A 20375-nucleotide genomic window follows, 5' to 3' on the forward strand; every position below is an offset into this window, starting at 1 on the left:
TTGGCAATACTGAGGTTACTTCAGCTTGGCTCGTTGCTGCTGTGCCAGCTCGGAATTAAGCGCTTCGTACTCCCTTGCGTCAATTTCGTCCCAACGGTCGGCATCGGCGAGCGTTGCTGCGTCGCGTTTGGGGGCCGCGAGGCAAGGTGAAATTGCCGCTGTTCTGGTGTCGCCGCTGGCTCGCTTGCGTTCGGCATCGCCATCGTACTCAAGTGTCGCTTACCGAAAGCAATCGCCACCGACTCCATCAATTTCTGCAGCCATGGGGAAGCTGCTGGCGAGCGCCAGCGCGATCGCCTCCGCTAAGCAAATGCTTGAACGCTTGTGGTTTGTCAATAATTCGGAAATGGATACTTGACAAACGGACATTCGATCTTATTCTTCAAGACCCGCAAACAGCACGATTCTGGGGCATAAAGTGCCCTCGACCGGCGGGTAGGAGTGCAGCTGCCAAGCCATGGCGGGCAGGCGCTAGCCATACTGCTGTTCGCTTACATCCAACTTAAACAACAGCTGCAGCGACTGTAGGGTACGGCGGCGCATTTCGATGTCTTGCTGGGCGCGCAGCTCGACCATCGGCTCGTGCAAAATTTTGTTGACGATGCCGCGCGTTAGCGCTTCGATGGTTTCCTTGTGCTTCTCGGCAAATTCCGTTCCCAGGCGCGATAGGGCTTTTTCAAGTTCCTGTTCGCGAATCGTCTCGACTTTCTCGCGCAGGCAGCTGATCGTGGGCACGGCATCCAGCGATCGCTGCCAAAGTTCGTAGGCGCGCACTTCCTCTTCGAGCAACACTTCGGCTTCGCGGGCCATCTGACGGCGGCTCTCGGCGTTCTTCGCCACGACAGCTTTGAGGTCGTCGACATTAAACGCATCGACCTGAGGTAACTCGCCGACATCTTCGCTGACATTGCGCGGTACGGCAATGTCGCATAGCAACAAGCGGCAGTCGGGGGCAAGGGCAGCTTCGATTTTGGCGCGATCGAGCAGCGGTTCGCTGGCCGCAGTGCTCGTGAAAGCAATATCGCTGGTGGCGACGACTTCGATCAGCTCGGACAGCTCGCACAACTGTAAATTGGCAGCGGGGAACTGAGCGGCAAGTTCGTTGGCGCGCTGGCGCGAGCGGTTGACGATCGCGATTTGCGTCGCGCCCTTGGAGAGTAAGTGCTGCACTAGCAATCGCGCCATCTTGCCCGCACCGATAATGGCAATGCGACAGCGACCGAGGTCGGGCACTTGGGTTTGGGCGAGCTCAACCGCGGCAGAGCTGATCGACATCGCACCCGTCCCGATATTGGTTTCGCTGCGGACGCGCTTGCCGGCGGCGAGTGCCTGCTTGAAGAGACGATCGAGCAAGCGCCCGAGCCCTTTATGCTTTTGGGCGAGCTTGTGACCGTGCTTGACTTGGGCGAGGATCTGCCCTTCTCCAAGCACGAGGCTATCAAGACCGGCGGACACGCGCATCAGGTGGCGAGTAGCATCCTGATGCAGCAAAACAAAGAGATGGCGGCGCAGTTGCGATAAGGGGAGCCCCCCGCGTTCGGCCAGGAACTGAGACACCTCGCGGACGCCCTGCTGGCATTCGCGAACGGCAGCGTAAATTTCAAGCCGGTTGCAGGTGCTGAGAATTGCCACCTCTTCGACATGGGGCAATTGGCCAAGCTGGGCGATCGCGCCCTCCACGGCATGGTCTTGAATACTGAGCTTTTCTCGGACGTGGACGGGGGCAGTACGGTGGCTGAGTCCGACGACAACGATTCGCATGGTTCTCCAGGGAGTTCTCGTCTGCGCGGGAAGCGCTGTGGTGTTAAAAACAGCAATGAATGCAAGGCGGGATGACTGCGATTGCCTCTAGCAAGACGCACAGCCTAACTCAGAACTGTAAAGGCGAATGGGGTAATATCGAAAGGTTTCGCAAACTTCCGCAATCAAAAGTTAGGCAAGTTAGTGCTTGCCCCAACTACTGGTTTGCCCAAGTAAGTGGAGGTCGGCATTTCCAGCGAGCAGACGGTCGCGAGCTGCAACCGTTGCCGAGCATGCTGCTATCCACTTCCTGCTAGCAAGATTGTGGCGCGGGCGAACCCCATTCGTTCTGAGCATTGCCCGAATGCAGGTCGAATGCAGCTGCTAGTAGGGCTAAGCCAACGCTTCTTCACCACCTGCCAGAGCGCGTTCTGCCGAGCGCGCTAGAGCTGCCGCCACCCGCGCAGCGTAGGGTTGGATCATCCACCAAAGCAGCGGGGATAGCCACCCGCGCAGCGTAATCGAACAAGAAACAAAGGTGCCGATTAGCGTGGACTCTACCCGATACGTAACGCGATTCTCCAGTCCCGGAATCGCGAGCACGCGCAAGCTCAGCAGTTCGCCGGGGCAAACGCGCTCTACAAAGACGCGAACGGGGATTGGCGTCAGGCGCGTGACGACTTGGTAAATCAACCCTGGCTTGGCTAGCAGGCCTCGCGGTGCATTGGTGTGGCGGACGAGTGGGTTCCACGAGGCGTCGGCGAGGTTGACGAGTTTCTCCCACAAAACGTCCACGGGCGCATTGCTGAGCGCGCGATACGTTTTGAATAGTGAAAAGTGGCAGGACAGTTGCCCCTTCTGGGCAAATAACTTGAGGGAAAAGTTGAGAATCACGCTGCGCCTCCTGCGGTTGCGCCCCAAACGGGTAATTTATTCTAGGGTATGCACTCGATCGTGGCGGCAGCCTTTAAGGCAGGTTTGCAAGTGTTTGGAAAAATTTACCCGACGAATGGCGATTGTCTCCCAAGACCCCAATCGACACGGTAGCGTTGTCTATGGAACCTCCTTTGGTTTTTCTTGCGTTTTAGCTGCAGCCAAGTTCGTAGCAGCCATGTAGTGCAACTAACCCGCACCGAGCCTGCGCCATCAATTCGGTTTCAGATTGCTTGCTTTTGTTTCAGATAGCCGTTAGCAAAATAATCGTGACGACCCAGACAACTACATCCCCAACTCCAGCTGCACCGCCGACCGATGCTCGTACCCGTGTCGGGCAATTTATGCGCCAGCTCCAGGACGAAATTTGCACAGCCTTGGAAACTCTAGATGGCGGCGATCGCGGCTTTCGTGAAGATAGCTGGGAGCGTCCCGGCGGCGGTGGTGGGCGATCGCGGGTGTTGAGTGCGGGCAATTTGTTCGAGCAGGGCGGCGTGAATTTCTCCGAAGTCTTCGGCGATCGCCTCCCGCCTTCGATTCTCAAGCAACGCCCCGAAGCTGAAGGACACGGATTCTACGCCACGGGCACGTCGATGGTGCTGCACCCGCACAGTCCCTATGTCCCGACAGTTCACCTGAATTACCGCTACTTTGAGGCAGGTCCGGTGTGGTGGTTTGGCGGCGGCGCGGATCTGACGCCCTATTATCCATTTGCCGAAGATGCCGCCCATTTTCACCGCACGTTTCAGCAGGCTTGCGACACACACCACCCCGAGTACTATCCGACATTCAAGCGTTGGTGCGATGAATACTTCTACCTCAAGCACCGCCAGGAAACGCGGGGTGTTGGTGGGATATTCTTCGACTACCAAGACGGACGCGGCAAGCTCTATCGCGGTACGCACGCTGAGGGTGTGGCGGCAGCCTACAGCGAGGGCCGGGGCGAGTTAGAACCGCGCGACTGGGAACAGTTATTTGCCTTCGTTCGAGATTGCGGGCAGGCGTTCTTGCCAGCCTATACACCGATCGCCGAGCGGCGACGCGATCGCTCCTACGGCGATCGCGAGCGGCAGTTCCAGCTCTATCGGCGCGGGCGCTACGTCGAGTTCAATTTGGTGTACGACCGGGGCACGATCTTCGGTCTGCAAACCAACGGCCGCACGGAATCGATTTTGATGTCCCTCCCGCCTTTGGTGCGTTGGGAATACGAATACCAACCGGAACCGAGCTCGCCCGAAGCGGAACTCTACAATACCTTTCTCAAGCCCCAAGATTGGGCAACCTGGTCGCCGACTTAGGCAACCGAGCAGCAGGCAGGCCGCCTGCGATCCCGGTCCGGCAGGCTGTGCGGACGCGGTAACAAGCTTCACAATCGTTATTTCATGGACATCAGGGAATTCTGCGAGCAAAGCACTGGCACGTGGTTCGTCCAGCGCACTCACTACGATATCGACGGACAGACACTCGACAGCGGGAAAGCAGATATTGCTGCCGAGCTAGTTGGGATGAGCGACCCACAGGTGGCGCAGCTATGTCAGCGAGCAGGTATCGCGCCGGAAGCTGGTTGGATTTGCGTTAAAACCAGTTGGGACACCGCTCCCGATCCGGCTAAACCTAAAGCAACTGGAAGCGCGCTGCTTCTGTTGCTACCAGATGCCGACGGTCCGGATGTTACCGGACAAACGGGGCGGATCGTGCACGCCAACCTTCGAGAGCTAGACAGCAGCGATGCGCTGGCGAGCGGCAGCTACCGCTTGGCGACCGATGCTCTCAGCTTGACGATCGCGACCGAGAGCGTGCTGTGGGAAGAACGCATCTGGTTTGCCAACTCCAACTTGCGCATGCGGACGGTGCACAAGCGCGTCGGCGATCGCGTGCAGGCGGCATTCTATTCAGAGATCCGGCGCGTCGGCACCTGATGAGTGGTATACAATCGCCTTTAATTTGCGATAGGACTGCGAGCGAGCGGTAGCCGATACAGAGTGCTCGACCCGATCGCCCCCGTTAGCGCCGGTTGCCCAGCCGGTAGTGTCCGCATCGATGTACGGTGGGAGTTCGAGTGCTGGGATACGATTCGCTGACAAGTCAGTATCAACGATATCCTCCGGCGATGGGGCTAGTACGTGGCGGCAAACCATGCGTTCGAATTCGCCCGTAAAGTGGCATCGTGCTTGACCGCTCCGCGCCCAGGTTGTCAGAATCTGCTCGATGGAAACGGCTTTGTAGCGTCCCTGGTAGAGTGCCTCGATCGCTGCCAGGCGCGTCCAAGCCGTAGAGAAGCGCATGCACCAACCGGCAACCAGCTTAGGAGCCGTGGTTCCTTGGAAGTCGAAGCCGTAGTGTCTGATGAAGTCGATGATGGTATTCTGCATTCGCTGCACCCCGACTGTGGCGCGACCATCGTTACTGTCCGGTTCGCCACCCCTACTGCGAATTGTCAAAGAGGACTTGTCGCATTTGCGGAGATAGTGTATTTTAACCTGCTTTGCGCCCGAACTCCAGTCCACCTGCGGCACAGGCGAGTAATATCGATATCAGAGAGCTCATTGGCTCGCCGTCCGCAAGTCGCAGCGAGTGCTATCATCCCTGCGGAATCTCTCACAGCTTCAGTAGCTACCGCTAGTACTCGCGAACGACCCACGCATATCATTTGCGCGATCGCCCATGATTGAAGTCGAGCATCTAAGCAAGGTTTACGGTTCCACCCCAGCACTCAGGGACGTGACGTTTTCGGTTGAGCCGGGTGAAGTCCTCGGGTTCCTGGGTCCGAACGGCGCAGGCAAAACTACCACGATGCGCATCCTCTCGGGCTACATGCCGGCAACGACAGGAACGGCACGTGTGGCCGGCTTCGACGTTCACGATGACTCCATGGCCGTGCGCAAGCACATTGGCTATTTGCCGGAAACCCCACCGCTGCACCCTGATATGAGCGTTGAGGGGTATTTGTATTTTGTGGCACGGATTAAAGGCGTACCGGCCGGCGATCGCGCGGCTAAAGTTACCTCGGCGATCGGGCGCTGCGGACTCGCCGACCGCCGCTATCAGCTCATCCACAAGTTATCCAAGGGCTATCGCCAGCGCGTTGGGATTGCCCAGGCGATCGTTCACGACCCGCCAGTCATCATTCTCGACGAGCCGACAGTCGGGCTCGACCCGCGCCAGATCGTCGAAGTGCGCAACTTGGTTCGCAGCTTTGCCGGCGAGCGCACCGTCGTTATTTCGACGCATATCTTGCCCGAAGTGAGCATGACCTGCAATCGCGTCGCGATCGTGGCGAATGGGCGGGTTGTGGCAACCGACAAGCCTGAAAACCTTCTAGCACGTCTCTGCGGCAAAGCCAACGACTATGACATCGAACTAGACGGCGATTTGCCAGCTGTCCTCCCGCACCTTCAGGCAATCCCAGGAGTTGCAGAAATCTCGGTCCAGTTGCTGCCCAACGGGCGCTCCCGCCTGCGGGCGAGCTGCACGCCCGAGTGCGAGCCGGGCAAAGATCTTGCCGCAGCTATCGTAACGAGCGGTTTGGGCTTGCACGAACTGCGGCGAACGCGTCCGTCTCTGGAGGATGCATTCTTGCAGCTAACCACGCGCGAAAACCTTGCTGATAGTGAAGCCGGTGGTTTGGACGGCGATATCGATAGCGAATCAGCGGCGATCGCACCGGACGCCAAATCCGCCGGCGACCCAAGCGCGCGCGGTACGACCGAGCCGGACACCGACCGAGGGGTTGGCTCGATGACGATGGCGACCGGGGACGATACCGCTCGCGCTGAGGATGACAGAGCAACCTGATTTTTGCACCCGGCGCATTAAAGTAAGTTCGACCTGTTAGACCGACTGGATCCACGCTCGCTTGTCGTACCAGATAATCCGATGCTATCGAACGTACTTGCTATTTACCGACGCGAATTGCAAAGCTATTTCAGCTCGCCCCTTTCATACCTCATAGCAGCATTTTTCTGGTTGCTGTCGGGGTTCTTCTTTGTTGCTTTTCTCCTCGGTCCCGAGGGTTTGATCCAGCAGGTGGCGCAGCGCGATCAACTCGGTGCCAACCTCCCGCCGATCGATGTGGCGTACGAGCTGCTGCGCGCGTTTCTGGGCGTGATGGGGTCGCTAGTCCTTTTCGTGATGCCGATGCTGTCCATGGGACTATATGCCGAGGAACGCAAACGCGGCACTCTGGAGTTGCTGGCTACCTCGCCGATCGCCAACTGGACGGTCGCCTTGGGCAAACTGCTCGGAGTCGTCACGTTCTTTACGGCCATGGTTGCACCGCTGTTGATCTACGAGGCGATCGCCTTCAGTGCGGCATCTCCGCCGCTACCGCCCCAGGTGCCGCTGCTGGGACATTTTGGTTTGATTCTGTTGGCGGCCTCAATCTTGTCATTGGGCATGTTCGTGTCGTCCCTCACAGAAAGCACGTTGCTTGCAGCTGTGGGGACCTTCGTGCTGGTGTTGTTCTTGTGGCTAATTGACATCGTCGCCGACCGCGTTGGCGGACCGGCCGGCGCGGCGATCGCCCACCTCTCGCTGCTTGACAACTACAACACTCTAGTGCAAGGCATCTTCGATCTCGGCAGCGTGACGCTATTTGCTAGCTATATCGCCCTCGGGGTATTCCTAACCGCTCAATACATCGAAACCCTGCGATTTTCCCGCCGCTAGCTTGGCGCTACCCACCCGCACTTACCCGCATTCAGTCAGACTATTAGCGAGATTCGACGGATGCTATTTAAATACGCACGCTATCTACCGTTCGTCGGCACTGCCGCCTGCGCAGCCGGAACAGTTGCCGGTTTTATTAGCGGCAGTTGGACCCCCGGACCTGTCTTGGCGATCGCCTGCGGCACGCTCCTGATTGTTGCCGGGACAATCGCGATCGGAAGGATGGGTTGGGGCCGATCCCTGCAGGCCGGCACTAATGCGGCGATCGCGACGGTATCAATCCTGGCGATTCTCGGCGCGCTCAATTTCTTTGCCGTACGCTTCGGTCCGCGCTTAGATCTGACCGAAACTCAGCTTTTCACCTTGTCTCCACAAACTCAACAGCTTGTGGAAAATCTTGACAAGCCCTTAAAAGTCTGGGTTTTTGCGCGCTCGGCGACGGAAAGTACTGAAGAACTACTCGATAACTACGCCCGTCTCAGCGAAGAATTTTCCTACGAAGTTGCCGACCCAGAACGGCGGGCCGGTTTGGCGCGTCGGTTTGAAGTACGGGCTGACGGTGAGGTGTACCTCGAGCGCGGTGATACCCGACCGCTCGTTCAAACCCTCGGACCGTCCGAACCGCTATCGGAAGCGCGCTTGACAGGCGCGATCGCCAAGATCCAGCGCGACTCGACGCCACTTGTGTTTTTCCTGCAAGGGCACGGTGAGGCAAATTTCAGCGCCGATGAAGGCGGGCTCGCTCAAGCGATCGCGGCCTTGGAGGAGCGCGGATTTGCTGTTGAGGAACTAAGCCTAGCAGTGAAGTCGGCGGTGCCCGAGGATGCCGACGCCGTGGTGGTGGCGGGCCCGCTGCGGATGCTGTTTCCCGGCGAAGTGCAGGCGCTGCAGAGTTACCTAGATGGGGGAGGCAGCGTCATGGTCATGCTGGACCCGCAGACCGAGGCCGGTCTTGAGGATCTGCTCGAGGAGTGGGGCGTGCGCTTTGACGATCGCCTGGTTGTAGACGTGTCCGGGAATGGCAGTGTTGTGGGGTTGGGGCCCGAAACACCGCTGGTGTTCGACTATGGCGAACATCCCATTGTCGAGGCATTCGGCAACGATATTTCGATATATCCGATTGCGCGTCCGGTTGAAGCCGAAGCGGTTCTCGATAGCGGCATCCAAGCATCACCATTACTGTTCACGGGGGAGCAAACCTGGGCGGAAAGCGATCCAACTTCGCTGTCTCTGAGCTTCGATCCGGAACAGGACGCTCGCGGTCCGCTGGTGTTGGGCTATGCCCTCAGCAAAGCTGCCAGTCCTCCTGCTATCGCTCCGTCACTCTCCGAAGACAGGGACGCGAACGATCTGGGTGAGGATGCATCCGATCCCACAGGTGAAGTTCTCACGGAGGAAAAAAGCACCGAGACCGAGACCCAGGATTCAACTGTCCCCGAGACGGTCGATCCAGACGCGGGTGGGACGGAGTCCGCCGAGTCGCCGGCATCTGCAAACGGCGGCAAATTGCCCACTCCCGCAGTCCCTGCCGAGGAAAACGAGTCGCGATCGCCGAGCGGCGAAGCGCGGCTGGTAGCCATTGGCAACTCGACCTTTGCAACGAATGACTGGTTTCAGCAGCAACTCAATGGCGATGTTTTCCTTAACTCCATCGAGTGGCTGACCAACGCCGGCGACCAACCGCTTAGCATCCGCCCCCCCGAACAAACCGATCGCCGCATCGAATTGTCTCCCGCTCGGGCGCAAGCGATCGGCTGGCTGGCATTGCTGCTCATGCCGCTGCTCGGAATAGCTGGTGCCGTCAGTGCCTGGCTGCTGCGACAGTAGGACGGCTCCGGCTGCTCGACTCCGCACGGACTCGGCCCGATCCTGCCGCCACTGCTGCACTACCGCAAGGTTGCGCACCCTTTGTTCGACACGTGCAGTAGCAGGAGAATGCCCTCATAACCGCCATCAAATGTTGCGAAAGGTAAAGTTTTGTGGCAACCCGCACGCGACATCGCGCTGGTCTCAAACCGTCTCCCTCGATGGCGGGCGGGTAGATAACCGAAATCAACAACTTCCGAAAAGCACGCAACTGCGTGCTCGCGCGCGTTTACTTCGCATACTCCCGTCGGTTTCGGAAGCAGTTCCGAAGGCTGACATACTTCTTTACGTTCCCCCTCAGGAAGGCCGAAACGTTCTAATCTGATAGGCGACCCAAGTCTTAAATATTCCTTCTTATTCAGGTTTCAGCACTTGGTTCGATCTCGGATCCGGTAGTAGGCAGGCCGCGAGATCGGTGGCTCGTCAAGCACGAGTCCCTATTGCGGCAAGGGCTGCCAATCTGCAGCGTGGACGTAAGTTGCCGGAATGGTTTCTGGGACGCAGTAACACTTTGTTGACTTGTTGACGACGGGAGAGCAATAAAAACCAATGATCAAGGCAAGTGGTGGAAGCTCAGTAGCGCGCCCGCAACTCTATCAAACCGTGCCCCTCTCGACGGTTGTGCAGGCGGAGCAGCAGGATCGCTACTTGGAGCGTGGTGAGCTGCAGGAATTGGATACGTACTTTCGGTCGGGCGAATTGCGGATCGCGATCGCTCAGACCCTGAGCGCGGCATCCGAACTCATCGTGTCGCGAGCTGCCAACCGCATCTTCTCTGGCGGTTCGCCTCTCGCCTACCTGGAAAAACCTCCAGAGGCCGAACCGGCTCTGGCTGCTGCCGGTAGTGCATCAGATGAGAAAGCGCGTCAGCTCGGAACGACAACTTACGTCGAAAGCGGCGGCGGCATTTTCGGTGGTTTGCGCCAGTTGCTCAGTGCTTCAGGCAGTACCGTGCCTACACCGCCCGGATTTCGCCCGATCAACGTCTCGCGCTACGGTCCCAAGAACATGCAGAAGTCGTTGCGCGACCTCTCTTGGATGTTGCGTTACTTAACTTATTCGATCGTGGCGGGCGACCCAAACATCATTACCGTCAACGTCCGGGGGCTGCGGGAAGTTATCGAGAATGCCTGCTCGACCGACGCCACCTTGGTCGCTCTTGGCGAGATGCAAGCGGCTGCAAAGGATTATTTCCGCGATCAGCCGGAGGCTCGGACAATTGTCGTCGAATACTTTGACGTTCTGATCGACGAGTTCCGAGCGGCCACTCCTTCGAATAAACTGCGCCAACGCCCTGCAGGTGACAAGCAAGGTCTGGAGCTACCACAAAGCTATTTCAATGCTGCCGAGCGCCGTCCAAAGTTTGCGATGAAGCCGGGACTTTCGGAATTGGAGAAGCAAGCTGTCGTCAAAGCCGCCTACCGCCAAATTTTCGAGCGCGATATCACTCGTGCCTATAGCCAGTCAATTTCTTATCTGGAATCCCAGGTTAAGAACGGCGACATCTCCATGCACGAGTTCGTTCGTCGGCTTGGTAAGTCGCCCCTATATCGGCGACAGTTCTTCGAACCGTTTATCAACAGCCGCGCTCTCGAGCTAGCCTTCCGCCACTTCCTCGGCCGCGGTCCCAGTTCCCGCGAGGAGGTACAGCAGTATTTCCTAGTCGTCTCAGAGGGCGGACTGCCTGCCCTGATCGACGCTTTGGTTGACTCTCAGGAGTACTCGGATTATTTCGGCGAAGAAACCGTTCCTTACTTGCGCGGTCTGGGCCAGGAAGCCCAAGAATGCCGGAACTGGGGCATGCAGCAGGACTTGTTGAACTACAGCGCGCCGTTCCGCAAGGTGCCGCAGTTCATCACCACCTTTGCTCGCTACGAGCAGCCGCTGCCCGACCAACACGTATACGGTTCCGGTAACGACCCGCTGGAAATTCAGTTCGGGGCAATTTTTCCCAAAGAGACGCGCAATCCCGATACTCGTCCTGCACCTTTCAACAAAGACACTAAGCGCATCCTCATCAACCGCGGTCCGGGCATTTTCAACCAAAACAGCAATCCTGCAGCTCGCGGGTTGAATCCAGGCACGCTGGGCCCGAAGGTCTTCCGCCTAGATCGACTCCCGGCTGCCAACAGTAGCGGTGCGAACCAAGCTAGCGTTAAGTTCTCGGAAACGTCGACCCAGGCTGTCATTCGCGCGTGCTACCGCCAGGTATTTGGGCGCGACGTTTATGACGGACAGCGACAGACAGTTGCCGAAAGCAAGTTAGAGAACGGCGAGCTCACGTTGCGCGAGTTCGTCCGTGCGATCGCAAAATCCGATCCCTACCGCAACCTCTATTGGACGTCGCTCTACGTTACCAAAGCGGTCGAATACATTCACCGCCGCTTGCTCGGTCGCCCGACCTATGGCCGACAGGAGATCAACAGCTACTTCGACCTTTGTGCCAAGCGCGGCTTCTATGCTTTGATCGACGAAATCGTGGATAGCAAAGAGTACGAGGAAGCGTTTGGTGAAGACACCGTGCCCTACGAACGCTACCTGACACCGGCTGGAGTGCAGTTGCGGACTCGCTCCGGCAACCTGCGCCGCGATGTGGGTACCCAGGTCACGCCGGAAACAACTCCGCGCTTCGTCGAGCTCGGCAGCGTATCCGAGACGCGCAACGAACCCAGCGTCCGCGCTCGTGTCAACCAAGGCGTGACTGTCCGTCGCGAGCAGACCAAGATCTTCAAGCTAACCGATCGCGCTCTCAAGGCCGACGTTCAAGTTCTAATCCGGGCTGCTTACCGCCAGATTTTCGAGCGCGATGTCGAGCCCTATGTCATCGGCGGCAGCGAGTTCTCCGAGCTAGAGAGCAAGCTCCGTAACGGCGAAATTACAGTCAAGGAGTTTGTTGAGGGTTTGGGTTGCTCCGAACTTTACATCAAAGAGTTCTACACGCCCTACCCGAATACAAAGGTCATCGAGCAAGCAACCAAGCACTTCCTCGGACGGGCTCCGCGAGACCAGGAGGAAATCCGCTTCTACAACCAGATCCTGGCTACGCAGGGTATACGCGCCTGTATCAGCGCCATGGTCAACAGTCCCGACTACATCCAGAGCTTCGGCGAAGATGTAGTGCCTTACCGGCGGTATCCGACACTTCCTGCGGCTAACTTCCCTAACACCCAAACCCTCTACAACAAGCTCACCAAGCAGGATAACGAAGTTGTCGTGCCGAGCTTCACGCCGATTCCCTCGCGCATTGGCGTCCAGTTCTAGGTGCAAACAAACCGGATGTCGGCACGCGACGACGTCCGGTTCTAAGATTTGCAACGAGCATGTCGCATTTTATACCCATTTGCCTGCGATCGCCTCCAATTTTCGCGTGCAAATGTCGGACATTGGATTGTCCCTGCCTCCCACCAACGTTGACTTGGGGGGCTTTTTAAGTTTTCGCTCGAACCTGAGTGGCAATGTAAATATATATTAAAGCGGCTCGGGATCGGCACGTAAAATGTCGCACAATGTTGCACGAGACGATTGCAGGATGCTTCAAGTGCAGGGTGCTTCAGTACGTGTCTTCTGGCACTACGGGAAGCGCCAATAAGAACTGGCAGATCGCACTCGAACTGCGGTTGACGAGCCAACGGTGCGTCCGCCGCTGTTATTTTTGCAGCCGATTGCCCGACGTCCCTGGGGCGTTGGATATGTGCAAGTCCACGGGTTGGAGGAAATCCATCGATGAGTATCGTCACTAAGTCGATCGTCAACGCTGACGCTGAGGCACGCTACCTCAGCCCCGGCGAGCTGGATCGCATTAAGTCGTTCGTTGAAGGCGGCGAGCAGCGCCTACGCATCGCGCAAGTGCTGACCGAATCTCGCGAGCGCATTATTAAGGAAGCAGGTGACAAGCTGTTCCAAAAGCGTCCGGATGTCGTGTCCCCCGGCGGCAACGCCTACGGCGAGGAAATGACTGCAACTTGCCTGCGCGACATGGATTACTACCTGCGCCTAGTCACCTATGGCGTGGTTGCGGGTGATGTCACCCCGATCGAAGAGATCGGTTTGGTGGGCGTAGCTGAGATGTACAAGTCGCTGGGAACGCCCATCGATGCTGTCGCTCAGAGCGTGCGCGAAATGAAGGGTGTTGCTACCTCGCTGATGTCGATGGAAGATGCAGCGGAAGCTGGTTCCTACTTCGACTACGTTGTCGGTCGGATGCAGTAAGTCTGCAACGAACACGACTGTCTCTTTAAGACGACCATCATTAAAGGAAACGGAGCAATGCAAGACGCCATTACCTCTGTCATCAACTCTGCTGATGTTCAGGGCAAGTACCTCGACACGTCCTCTATGGACAAGCTCAAGGGCTTTTTCCAATCCGGTCAGCTGCGCGTGCGTGCGGCAAGCGTGATTGGTGCGAACGCAGCAAACATCGTCAAAGAAGCCGTAGCAAAGTCCTTGCTGTACTCGGACATTACTCGTCCGGGCGGCAACATGTACACCACCCGTCGCTATGCTGCTTGCATCCGCGACTTGGACTACTACCTGCGCTATGCCACCTATGCGATGCTGGCGGGAGATCCGTCCATCCTCGACGAGCGCGTGCTCAACGGTTTGAAAGAGACCTATAACTCCCTGGGCGTCCCCGTCAACGCGACAGTACAGGCTATCCAAGCCATGAAGGAAGTGACCGCTGGTTTGGTCGGTCCTGATGCCGGCAAGGAAATGGGCGTGTACTTAGATTACATCTGCTCGGGTCTGAGCTAGTTACCCGCTCGGTCGAGACTGCTTCTCGGTTCGGAAACGTTCGGGATGTCGGGAGGGAGTGCTAGGGGTTGCAAGGCTCGGTTGGTTCCTACCAGCGGGTTTTGCCTGATTAGCATTGACTCAACGACACCCGAACGTTGTTTTTCTGGCGCACGGCGCTGGAGTGTTCGGGATCGGTCGTGCGTAGCAGCGGTCGGTAGACCGCATTTCAGTGTCTTTGAGATAGAACCATTTCCCAGCAAGGAGAGATCCACATGCGGATGTTTCGCGTAACGGCTTGCGTCCCCAGTCAAACTCGAATTCGGACGCAGCGAGAGTTGCAAAACACGTATTTCACGAAGCTCGTACCCTACGACAACTGGTTTCGCGAGCAGCAACGCATCATGAAAATGGGCGGTAAGATCGTTAAAGTCGAGTTGGCGACAGGCAAGCCAGGCACGAACGCGGGCTTGCAGTAATAGCAGTTAAACGAGCAACGGGTATATGCTGCTGCTTTTGCAGGACGGCGGCGGCCTCCCGTCAACCAGCCGGCGTGCGACTGGTTGAGTTTGCTACCCTTCAAGGAGGTCGATTTACGACCTCTTTTTTGTTGTGTTTTGTAGCAAATTGCCGATTCCAACCCAGTAAATTCGTGTCAATTACCGGCACGGCCGAGCTGGATGCGGAACGGTCGGTAGCGTTTACCAGTCGTGTCGGGCGGGGCGTGTGATTTAAGGGCGGGATGCGAGTCGCGCAGGGATAATCGTGTTAAGAAACTTGATTCCGGTATTCGATACCGGCGTGCAGGCTTGGGCGTTGGAGGCGCGCCTATTGCGATGGCTGACTTTGTTGTGGTTGTGTGTTGGGCTAGTGGTGCTGGTCTCGGCGTCATACCCAGTAGCGCAGGTGGAGCAAGGTGACGGGCTGTTTTTTTTGAAGCGGCAACTCGTGTGGGCATTCGCCGGGTTGGTGGGATTTAACCTCGTAGCACGATCGCCACTAGAGCGCCTATTAAAGATCGCACCCTACGTCACGATCGTTTTGGGCGGGCTAATCTTTGCAACGAAGTTGACGGGTATTGGGACTGAGGTCAATGGCGCAATGCGCTGGATCGAGATCGGACCAATTTCACTTCAGCCTTCAGAGCCGATCAAGCCGTTTTTAGTCCTGCAGAGCGCCTGGCTGTTTGGCGAGTGGGAGCAGCTGTCGTGGCGATCGCGTGTGGGATGGCTATGTATTTTTGCACTGGTACTGGGCGGGATCCTGATTCAGCCGAATCTCAGTACCGCCGCGCTATGCGGCATGTCACTCTGGGCGATCGCGCTAGCGGCAGGAATTCCTTGGTTGTATTTGCTGGGAGTAGCTGGGAGCGGTTTAGCGCTGGCAACGATCAGCATTAGTTTGGTGGATTACCAGCGGCGACGCGTCACATCATTTTTAGATCCGTGGGCGGATCCACAGGGTGATGGCTTTCAGTTGGTTCAAAGTTTGCTCGCGATCGCTTCGGGCGGCACTTGGGGCACGCGCTTGGGGCTTTCGCATCAAAAACTCTTCTACTTGCCCATTCAACACACGGACTTTATTTTTGCCGTATTTGCTGAGGAGTTCGGGTTTGCCGGCACGGTTGGCCTGCTGTTGTTACTGATGGGTTATGCAACCCTCGCACTCGCGGTTGCACTGAAGGCAAGGCAACCCATACATCGTCTGATTGCGATGGGAGCGACGATTTTCCTGATCGGGCAGGCGTTGATCAACATTGGCGTAGCAACGGGCTCGCTACCAACGACGGGGTTACCGTTGCCACTGTTTAGTTACGGTGGCAACTCGCTCATTGCAAGCTTGTTACTGGCGGGGCTATTGGTGCGCGTGGCGCGCGAGAGTAATGAAGCAAAAGTCGTTCCGCTTCCCATAAGACATCGTCCGCAATTCTCAGAGCGTGTTAACCCGCAAGGTCGGTAAGTAGCCTGAACGACTTTTGATTTGAAGCTCCAAAAACTCTTGAAACAGCGCCAATTAAATATCGAATCACTCTGAACGACCTTTAGACACGTACAATTTTTGATATGAGACAAGGGCAGACTTGGCGAAACTCAAGACTTTCGTCTCTAAAAAAATCATTGTCTCGAAAAGAGCCATCAGATTTTGGCACACTAAAAAAATGGATGCTATTTTAGCTAAACCTTTGTTTACGTCAATTTGGGACGTTAAGAGCGCCATTGTCTAGCAAGTATTTTCGTTGCTCGGCACTCAATCCCTTGGCATCTGTAAACACTGCATTGTCAACTTTAGTCCCATCAAATAAGCAACCGTGCCAACTCGTCCCCTCGCAGTTAGCATCTTGGAGGTCGGCCCGAGTAAAATTGATGTCTTCCAATGTCGCCCCCTCCAGATTGACACCAAACAGCGAAGCATCCGTACAATCGAGATCTTTAAGCAAAGCTGCTTCAAGATTGGCATCGGTCAAATCAGTCTGACGGCAATGTGTGTCGATGAGTTTTGCTGCACGTAGGTATGCGCCAATGCAGCTCGCTCGACTCAGATCGGCATTGGTAAATTGCGCTTGGGTCAAGACAGATGCCGATAGATCGGCCTTATCCCAATTTGTTGAGTCCAGGATGGCAGCACGCATGTTGGCGCGGTACAAGTTCGCGCCTGAAAAGTTCGCCCGTTCGAAGTTACCCGCCCCCAGATGCGATCGCGCCAGAGCTGCTCCGCTGAAGTTAGCCCCAGTCGCAATGGCTTCAGTCAGATCCGCTCCTTCAAAATTGGCACGAGTAGCATCGGCATCGACCAGCAGAATACCGTGCATTTGAGCATCAATACAAAGTGCCTCGCGGAGATTGGCACGCTTGCAACAGGCAACGGTTAGGTTAGCGGCACTCAAGTTAGCTAGCACGAGGACTGCCTCGGTGAAATTGGCGCGAATGAGGACGGCGTTCTGAAAGTTACATTCCACACACGAGGCGCGCGTGAAATCCGCGGTTCGTAGATAGGTTCCCAGAAACTTGGCTCGGTCGAGTGACTGTCCCTGCAAGTTGATGTGACTGAGTTCGGCGCGGGTGAGGGATTCACCGGCAGCGATCTTCTCTAATACTTGAGCAGCTGTCAGTTGGGTCATGGCTGTGTATCGTGGCTGCGGATCGGGTTACGAGCAAGCAAGTTGAGAGCGAAGCCAGTCAAGCACGGCGGAACGCGTGCACCCAGCAATGTGCAACCGGCCGAGCTTGACTGTTAAGGCTCGGCGTCAACGGTACCGGCGTCCGGCCAGATGAAGTCAGCGATTGCCTCGCGATCGGATGCAGGCAGCGGCTCTACCACTCCGGCCGGTAGCACTGACATTTGCAGCACTGTTAAGTCGCTCAGCCGACGCGCGACACGATCGGGAATACCGGAGCCATACACAACATGTCCTGCACCGGAAATTGCCACAATGCGCGTATCGGGATGGGTGCGGTAGAACTCGGCAATTGTCGCGGCCATTGTTTCGTCCCAAACCGACTGTGCCGCCACAAAGTTCTCGAAACCCGGCGTTTCCCTGCTGCCGCCGTGAATTGTGAAGGCTTCGCTCAAGAATTCTCGGTATCCAGCGTTATCGGTATGAATGTCGTTCAGGGGCGGAATCCATTCGCGGGCATCGGGACCGAGGCTAGCCAATCCCCTACGGGCAACTTGGCGCGTTACTTCACTCGGCGCATTCAAAGCCAGCACGGGCAGGTTGCGTTCGCGAGCAAAGTGCAACAGAGGCGCGCAAGACTCCCACGAAAACCCCCAGCGATCGCGATATTCAGTTTGCTCCACTAGGGCATCTTCGTCGATTTCGCCGGTAAGGTAGCGGTCGATGAAAGCCTGGTAGGGCCGCTGAAACATCTCTAACCCGATTGTGAGGTTAGGGTCGCGGTCGTATAGTTCCTGAAGGATTTCGAGCTGGGCAGCGCGATCCTCGGCATTTGCATGGCGCTCGCCCAGGAAGATAATGTTAGCCGCTGCAAGGTCCTGCAAAATTTGCGTGCGTGTTTCGGACGCGGCGGTAGCAGCAAGCGGCAGCGATGCCACTTGAGAGGCAGGTGGAGTCCCTAGGCAAACAGCACCCAAGGCGATCGCGAGCAGATAACCAACCTTCACGACAGCAAATGAGGTAGAGAGACGCCGCTAGCGCGCTGCGGTTAATTCACTTTTACCAGACCCCATTGCTGACTGCACTTCATTTTGCGCCAACCCAATGGGATTGTAAGGGTCCGCTGACAACCCACGCAGCATGTGCAGTTCCTAGCAGACCGTGCGGTTTTTAAGAGTTACTTGCGCAATTGTACGGGCATCACGAGGTAAGTTAGCTTTTGTCCGCCCACAGGAGTAACGATCGCCGGCTGTGTCGATGAATTGAGTTGAATTTGTACTTCGCTTGCCTGCAATACCTTCAACCCATCCATCAGATAACGGATATTAAAAGCAATATCCATACTTTCTCCGGTAATCTGCGCTGGCAGAGACTCGCGGGCATTACCGACGTCTTGTGCGTCCACCGACAGCGACAGCTCTTGGCCGGCGCTATCCAGCGAAAACTTAACAATGTTGTTCTTTTGATCTGCCATTACCGAAGCTACTTCCAAACTGCTCTGCAAGCGGCGGCGATCGACGGTCAGCCGCCGTTCAAATTGCTGCGGAATGAGCTGCCGATACGCCGGGTACGCTCCGTCGAGCTTGCGACTGGTCAGCCGGCGATTGCCGAATTCGAACACCACCTGTCGGTCGTCTGCCCGAAACATCACGCGTTCTCCGGGCTCGCACGAACTCAACATCCGCTCCAACTCTCGTAACGCCCGTGCCGGAATCGTAACTGCCAGGGTTGGTCCGGCGCTTGGCGGTACATCTTCTTCACTGGTTGTCTCCACAACGACCAGTCGGTGTCCGTCTGTTGCTGCAAACTCTAACCCGCCCTCCGGCTGGGTCAGATGTACGCCTGTCAACACTTGTTTTGTTTCGTCTGGACTGGCAGCGAACAACGTTGCCGCCAATCCTTCGGCAAGCATTGCTGCTTCCAAGTCGATCGGTTCGCCGGCAACTGCCGGCAGTTCGGGAAACTCCTTTGCACTCGTTCCCCGCAGTTGGTAGCGCCCTGATGTGTGGACGATTGTTCCCAAAACGCCACCTTCAAGCTTGTCCGCCTCAACGGGCGCGCACGACAGCGTTAATTCTCCTTCCGGCAACCGCGCCACGAGGTCGTTCAATAATCGTGCTGGCAGCGCCACCGCACTCGTCTCCGATACTTGTGCCGGGAAGCTAGCCTGCAGTCCCAGGGAATGGTCGAACGCCGTCAGTTTTACTGTTTGAGCGGCTTCGTCCGCTTCAAGTAACACGTTTCCTAAGATCGGATGTGCGGGACGCGACGGTACCGCACGGCTTACCGAAGATAAGTGCGCGTTCAAATCGCTCTGGCTGCAAGTCAGTTTCATCTGTTTGTCGAATATTTCTGTAGCCGTCGAATCAAACGACATTTTAGTGCAACCCTCGAGTGTGGGGGCCGGGCGCGATCGTCTGTTGTAATTAGGCGATGGCAACCGTCCGCCGTCAATCGCTGCGGTTCGCGTGTGATGGCCAATATGTAGCGCCTCACTTATGTATGCGATTCCCGCCACACCAATCCGGGACAGCGTGCGGGTGTAAGACGTATTCGGATACCGCTCTAACAACCACCGCGGCCAACCAAGTTTTCCTCGTGCTGGAATTACAATCAGCGCGATCGCTAGGCGCTCGGCATAGGCAAGAATTTTCGCGGGCGGATCGCCGACAGCAACGTGAAACTAGACCTCTGCAGTGTGAGTATCGCAGCGATCGCTAAACACCTTCTCGACATGCTGACGGCACGATGATTCATCTACAGTTCGCCAAAATGCTCCCGGTTCGCCTGGATTGAGCGGCCGCATGACGTGGTTGGCATGTACTTGGCCGGGTCGCCTAAAAAAACAGTGCTTTCGCCAGCGCGCGCAGGGATGCCTCCGAAAAGTCAACTGGGACGAGAACGCGATCGGGCGCAAATAGGCTCCTCGAGCTCGCTCGGTTCCAAACTCCATGCTTGCATTGTAATCAATGCTTGTCAGCGGTTAATCGCCTTATTCTTGGTGAAGCAAGCAGCCCAGATAAGACCCAGAAATCTCATCTGAGTAACGATTGCCTGCTAAGCAGGCACCCCGCGATCGACGTCTACCTTCCTGGTTGCAAGCTAAACGCGATACTGCCGGACGAATGCGAAAAAGCGCCCCCTAATGGGGGCGCTTGGCTCATCAGCTAGCGGAAGCTAGCTCGCACGGTCCTAGCCCAGGATTTCCGGCGCTTGCACGGCGGCCAGGTCCAGCGGGAAGTTGTGCGCGTTGCGCTCGTGCATTACCTCGAAGCCCAGGTTCGCACGGTTCAGCACGTCTGCCCAGGTGCTCACCACACGT

At 56.8% G+C, this 20375-nt stretch carries 16 protein-coding genes and 1 pseudogene; 10 read left to right on the forward strand and 7 right to left on the reverse strand.

Annotated elements, in window-relative coordinates; translation table 11 throughout:
• Positions 1-471 precede the first annotated feature (471 nt).
• Complete coding sequence (locus KR51_RS16520) at positions 472-1761, reverse strand: glutamyl-tRNA reductase (RefSeq protein WP_022609303.1); 1290 nt, start codon at positions 1759-1761, stop codon at positions 472-474.
• Between the two features lie 372 nt (positions 1762-2133).
• Positions 2134-2634 (reverse strand): SRPBCC family protein, encoded by a 501-nt coding sequence (locus KR51_RS16525; RefSeq protein ID WP_022609304.1) that lies wholly within the window; start codon positions 2632-2634, stop codon positions 2134-2136.
• A gap of 305 nt (positions 2635-2939) precedes the next feature.
• On the opposite strand from KR51_RS16525, the gene hemF reads away from it, so the two are divergent.
• Together hemF and KR51_RS16535 are read left to right on the forward strand one after the other, a co-directional pair.
• On the forward strand, positions 2940-3971 hold the full coding sequence (gene hemF, locus KR51_RS16530) for an oxygen-dependent coproporphyrinogen oxidase (protein ID WP_156915170.1): 1032 nt from the start codon (positions 2940-2942) through the stop codon (positions 3969-3971).
• An 84-nt stretch (positions 3972-4055) separates the two neighbouring features.
• On the forward strand, positions 4056-4592 hold the full coding sequence (locus tag KR51_RS16535; protein ID WP_022609306.1) for a phycobiliprotein lyase: 537 nt from the start codon (positions 4056-4058) through the stop codon (positions 4590-4592).
• Here KR51_RS16535 and KR51_RS17770 read toward each other — a convergent pair.
• Entirely contained in the window at positions 4566-5114 is a 549-nt protein-coding gene (locus KR51_RS17770) for a hypothetical protein (RefSeq protein WP_232214642.1), read from the reverse strand. The genes KR51_RS16535 and KR51_RS17770 overlap by 27 nt on opposite strands.
• Before the next feature lie 223 nt (positions 5115-5337).
• On the opposite strand from KR51_RS17770, the gene KR51_RS16545 reads away from it, so the two are divergent.
• The 8 genes from KR51_RS16545 to KR51_RS16580 all read left to right on the forward strand — a co-directional run bounded on the left by KR51_RS16545 (position 5338) and on the right by KR51_RS16580 (position 15897).
• Entirely contained in the window at positions 5338-6468 is a 1131-nt protein-coding gene (locus KR51_RS16545) for an ABC transporter ATP-binding protein (RefSeq protein WP_022609308.1), read from the forward strand.
• 81 nt (positions 6469-6549) lie between these two features.
• Positions 6550-7341, forward strand: coding sequence for an ABC transporter permease (locus KR51_RS16550; RefSeq protein ID WP_022609309.1), 792 nt, complete (start codon positions 6550-6552; stop codon positions 7339-7341).
• A 60-nt stretch (positions 7342-7401) separates the two neighbouring features.
• Positions 7402-9168: a GldG family protein gene (locus tag KR51_RS16555; RefSeq protein WP_022609310.1), complete on the forward strand. Its 1767-nt coding sequence runs from the start codon at positions 7402-7404 to the stop codon at positions 9166-9168.
• A 588-nt stretch (positions 9169-9756) separates the two neighbouring features.
• A complete protein-coding gene (locus KR51_RS16560; protein ID WP_022609311.1) occupies positions 9757-12468 on the forward strand; it encodes a phycobilisome rod-core linker polypeptide in 2712 nt (903 codons plus the stop codon).
• Between the two features lie 462 nt (positions 12469-12930).
• Positions 12931-13416: an allophycocyanin subunit alpha gene (gene apcA / locus KR51_RS16565; RefSeq protein WP_022609312.1), complete on the forward strand. Its 486-nt coding sequence runs from the start codon at positions 12931-12933 to the stop codon at positions 13414-13416.
• Between the two features lie 57 nt (positions 13417-13473).
• Positions 13474-13959, forward strand: a complete 486-nt coding sequence (gene apcB, locus KR51_RS16570) for an allophycocyanin subunit beta (protein ID WP_022609313.1) — start codon at positions 13474-13476, stop codon at positions 13957-13959.
• Positions 13960-14213: 254 nt separating this feature from the next.
• On the forward strand, positions 14214-14417 hold the full coding sequence (locus KR51_RS16575) for a phycobilisome linker polypeptide (protein WP_022609314.1): 204 nt from the start codon (positions 14214-14216) through the stop codon (positions 14415-14417).
• Positions 14418-14703: 286 nt separating this feature from the next.
• The gene (locus tag KR51_RS16580; protein ID WP_022609315.1) at positions 14704-15897 is read left to right on the forward strand and encodes an FtsW/RodA/SpoVE family cell cycle protein; all 1194 of its coding nucleotides are present in this window, start codon (positions 14704-14706) and stop codon (positions 15895-15897) included.
• A gap of 232 nt (positions 15898-16129) precedes the next feature.
• Here KR51_RS16580 and KR51_RS16585 read toward each other — a convergent pair whose 3' ends face one another.
• From KR51_RS16585 to KR51_RS19990, 4 genes and pseudogenes are all read right to left on the reverse strand, one after another.
• The gene (locus KR51_RS16585; RefSeq protein ID WP_022609317.1) at positions 16130-17056 is read right to left on the reverse strand and encodes a pentapeptide repeat-containing protein; all 927 of its coding nucleotides are present in this window, start codon (positions 17054-17056) and stop codon (positions 16130-16132) included.
• 113 nt (positions 17057-17169) lie between these two features.
• Positions 17170-18060 (reverse strand): ChaN family lipoprotein, encoded by an 891-nt coding sequence (locus KR51_RS16590; RefSeq protein ID WP_022609318.1) that lies wholly within the window; start codon positions 18058-18060, stop codon positions 17170-17172.
• A gap of 170 nt (positions 18061-18230) precedes the next feature.
• Positions 18231-19388 carry a DNA polymerase III subunit beta gene (gene dnaN / locus KR51_RS16595; RefSeq protein WP_040656616.1) on the reverse strand — a complete coding sequence of 386 codons (1158 nt, stop codon included), beginning with the start codon at positions 19386-19388 and terminating at the stop codon, positions 18231-18233.
• A gap of 857 nt (positions 19389-20245) precedes the next feature.
• Positions 20246-20375 (reverse strand): annotated as a pseudogene (locus KR51_RS19990) (photosystem II q(b) protein); the annotation flags it as partial.

This window comes from Rubidibacter lacunae KORDI 51-2, assembly GCF_000473895.1.
In the GTDB taxonomy this organism is placed as follows: domain Bacteria; phylum Cyanobacteriota; class Cyanobacteriia; order Cyanobacteriales; family Rubidibacteraceae; genus Rubidibacter; species Rubidibacter lacunae.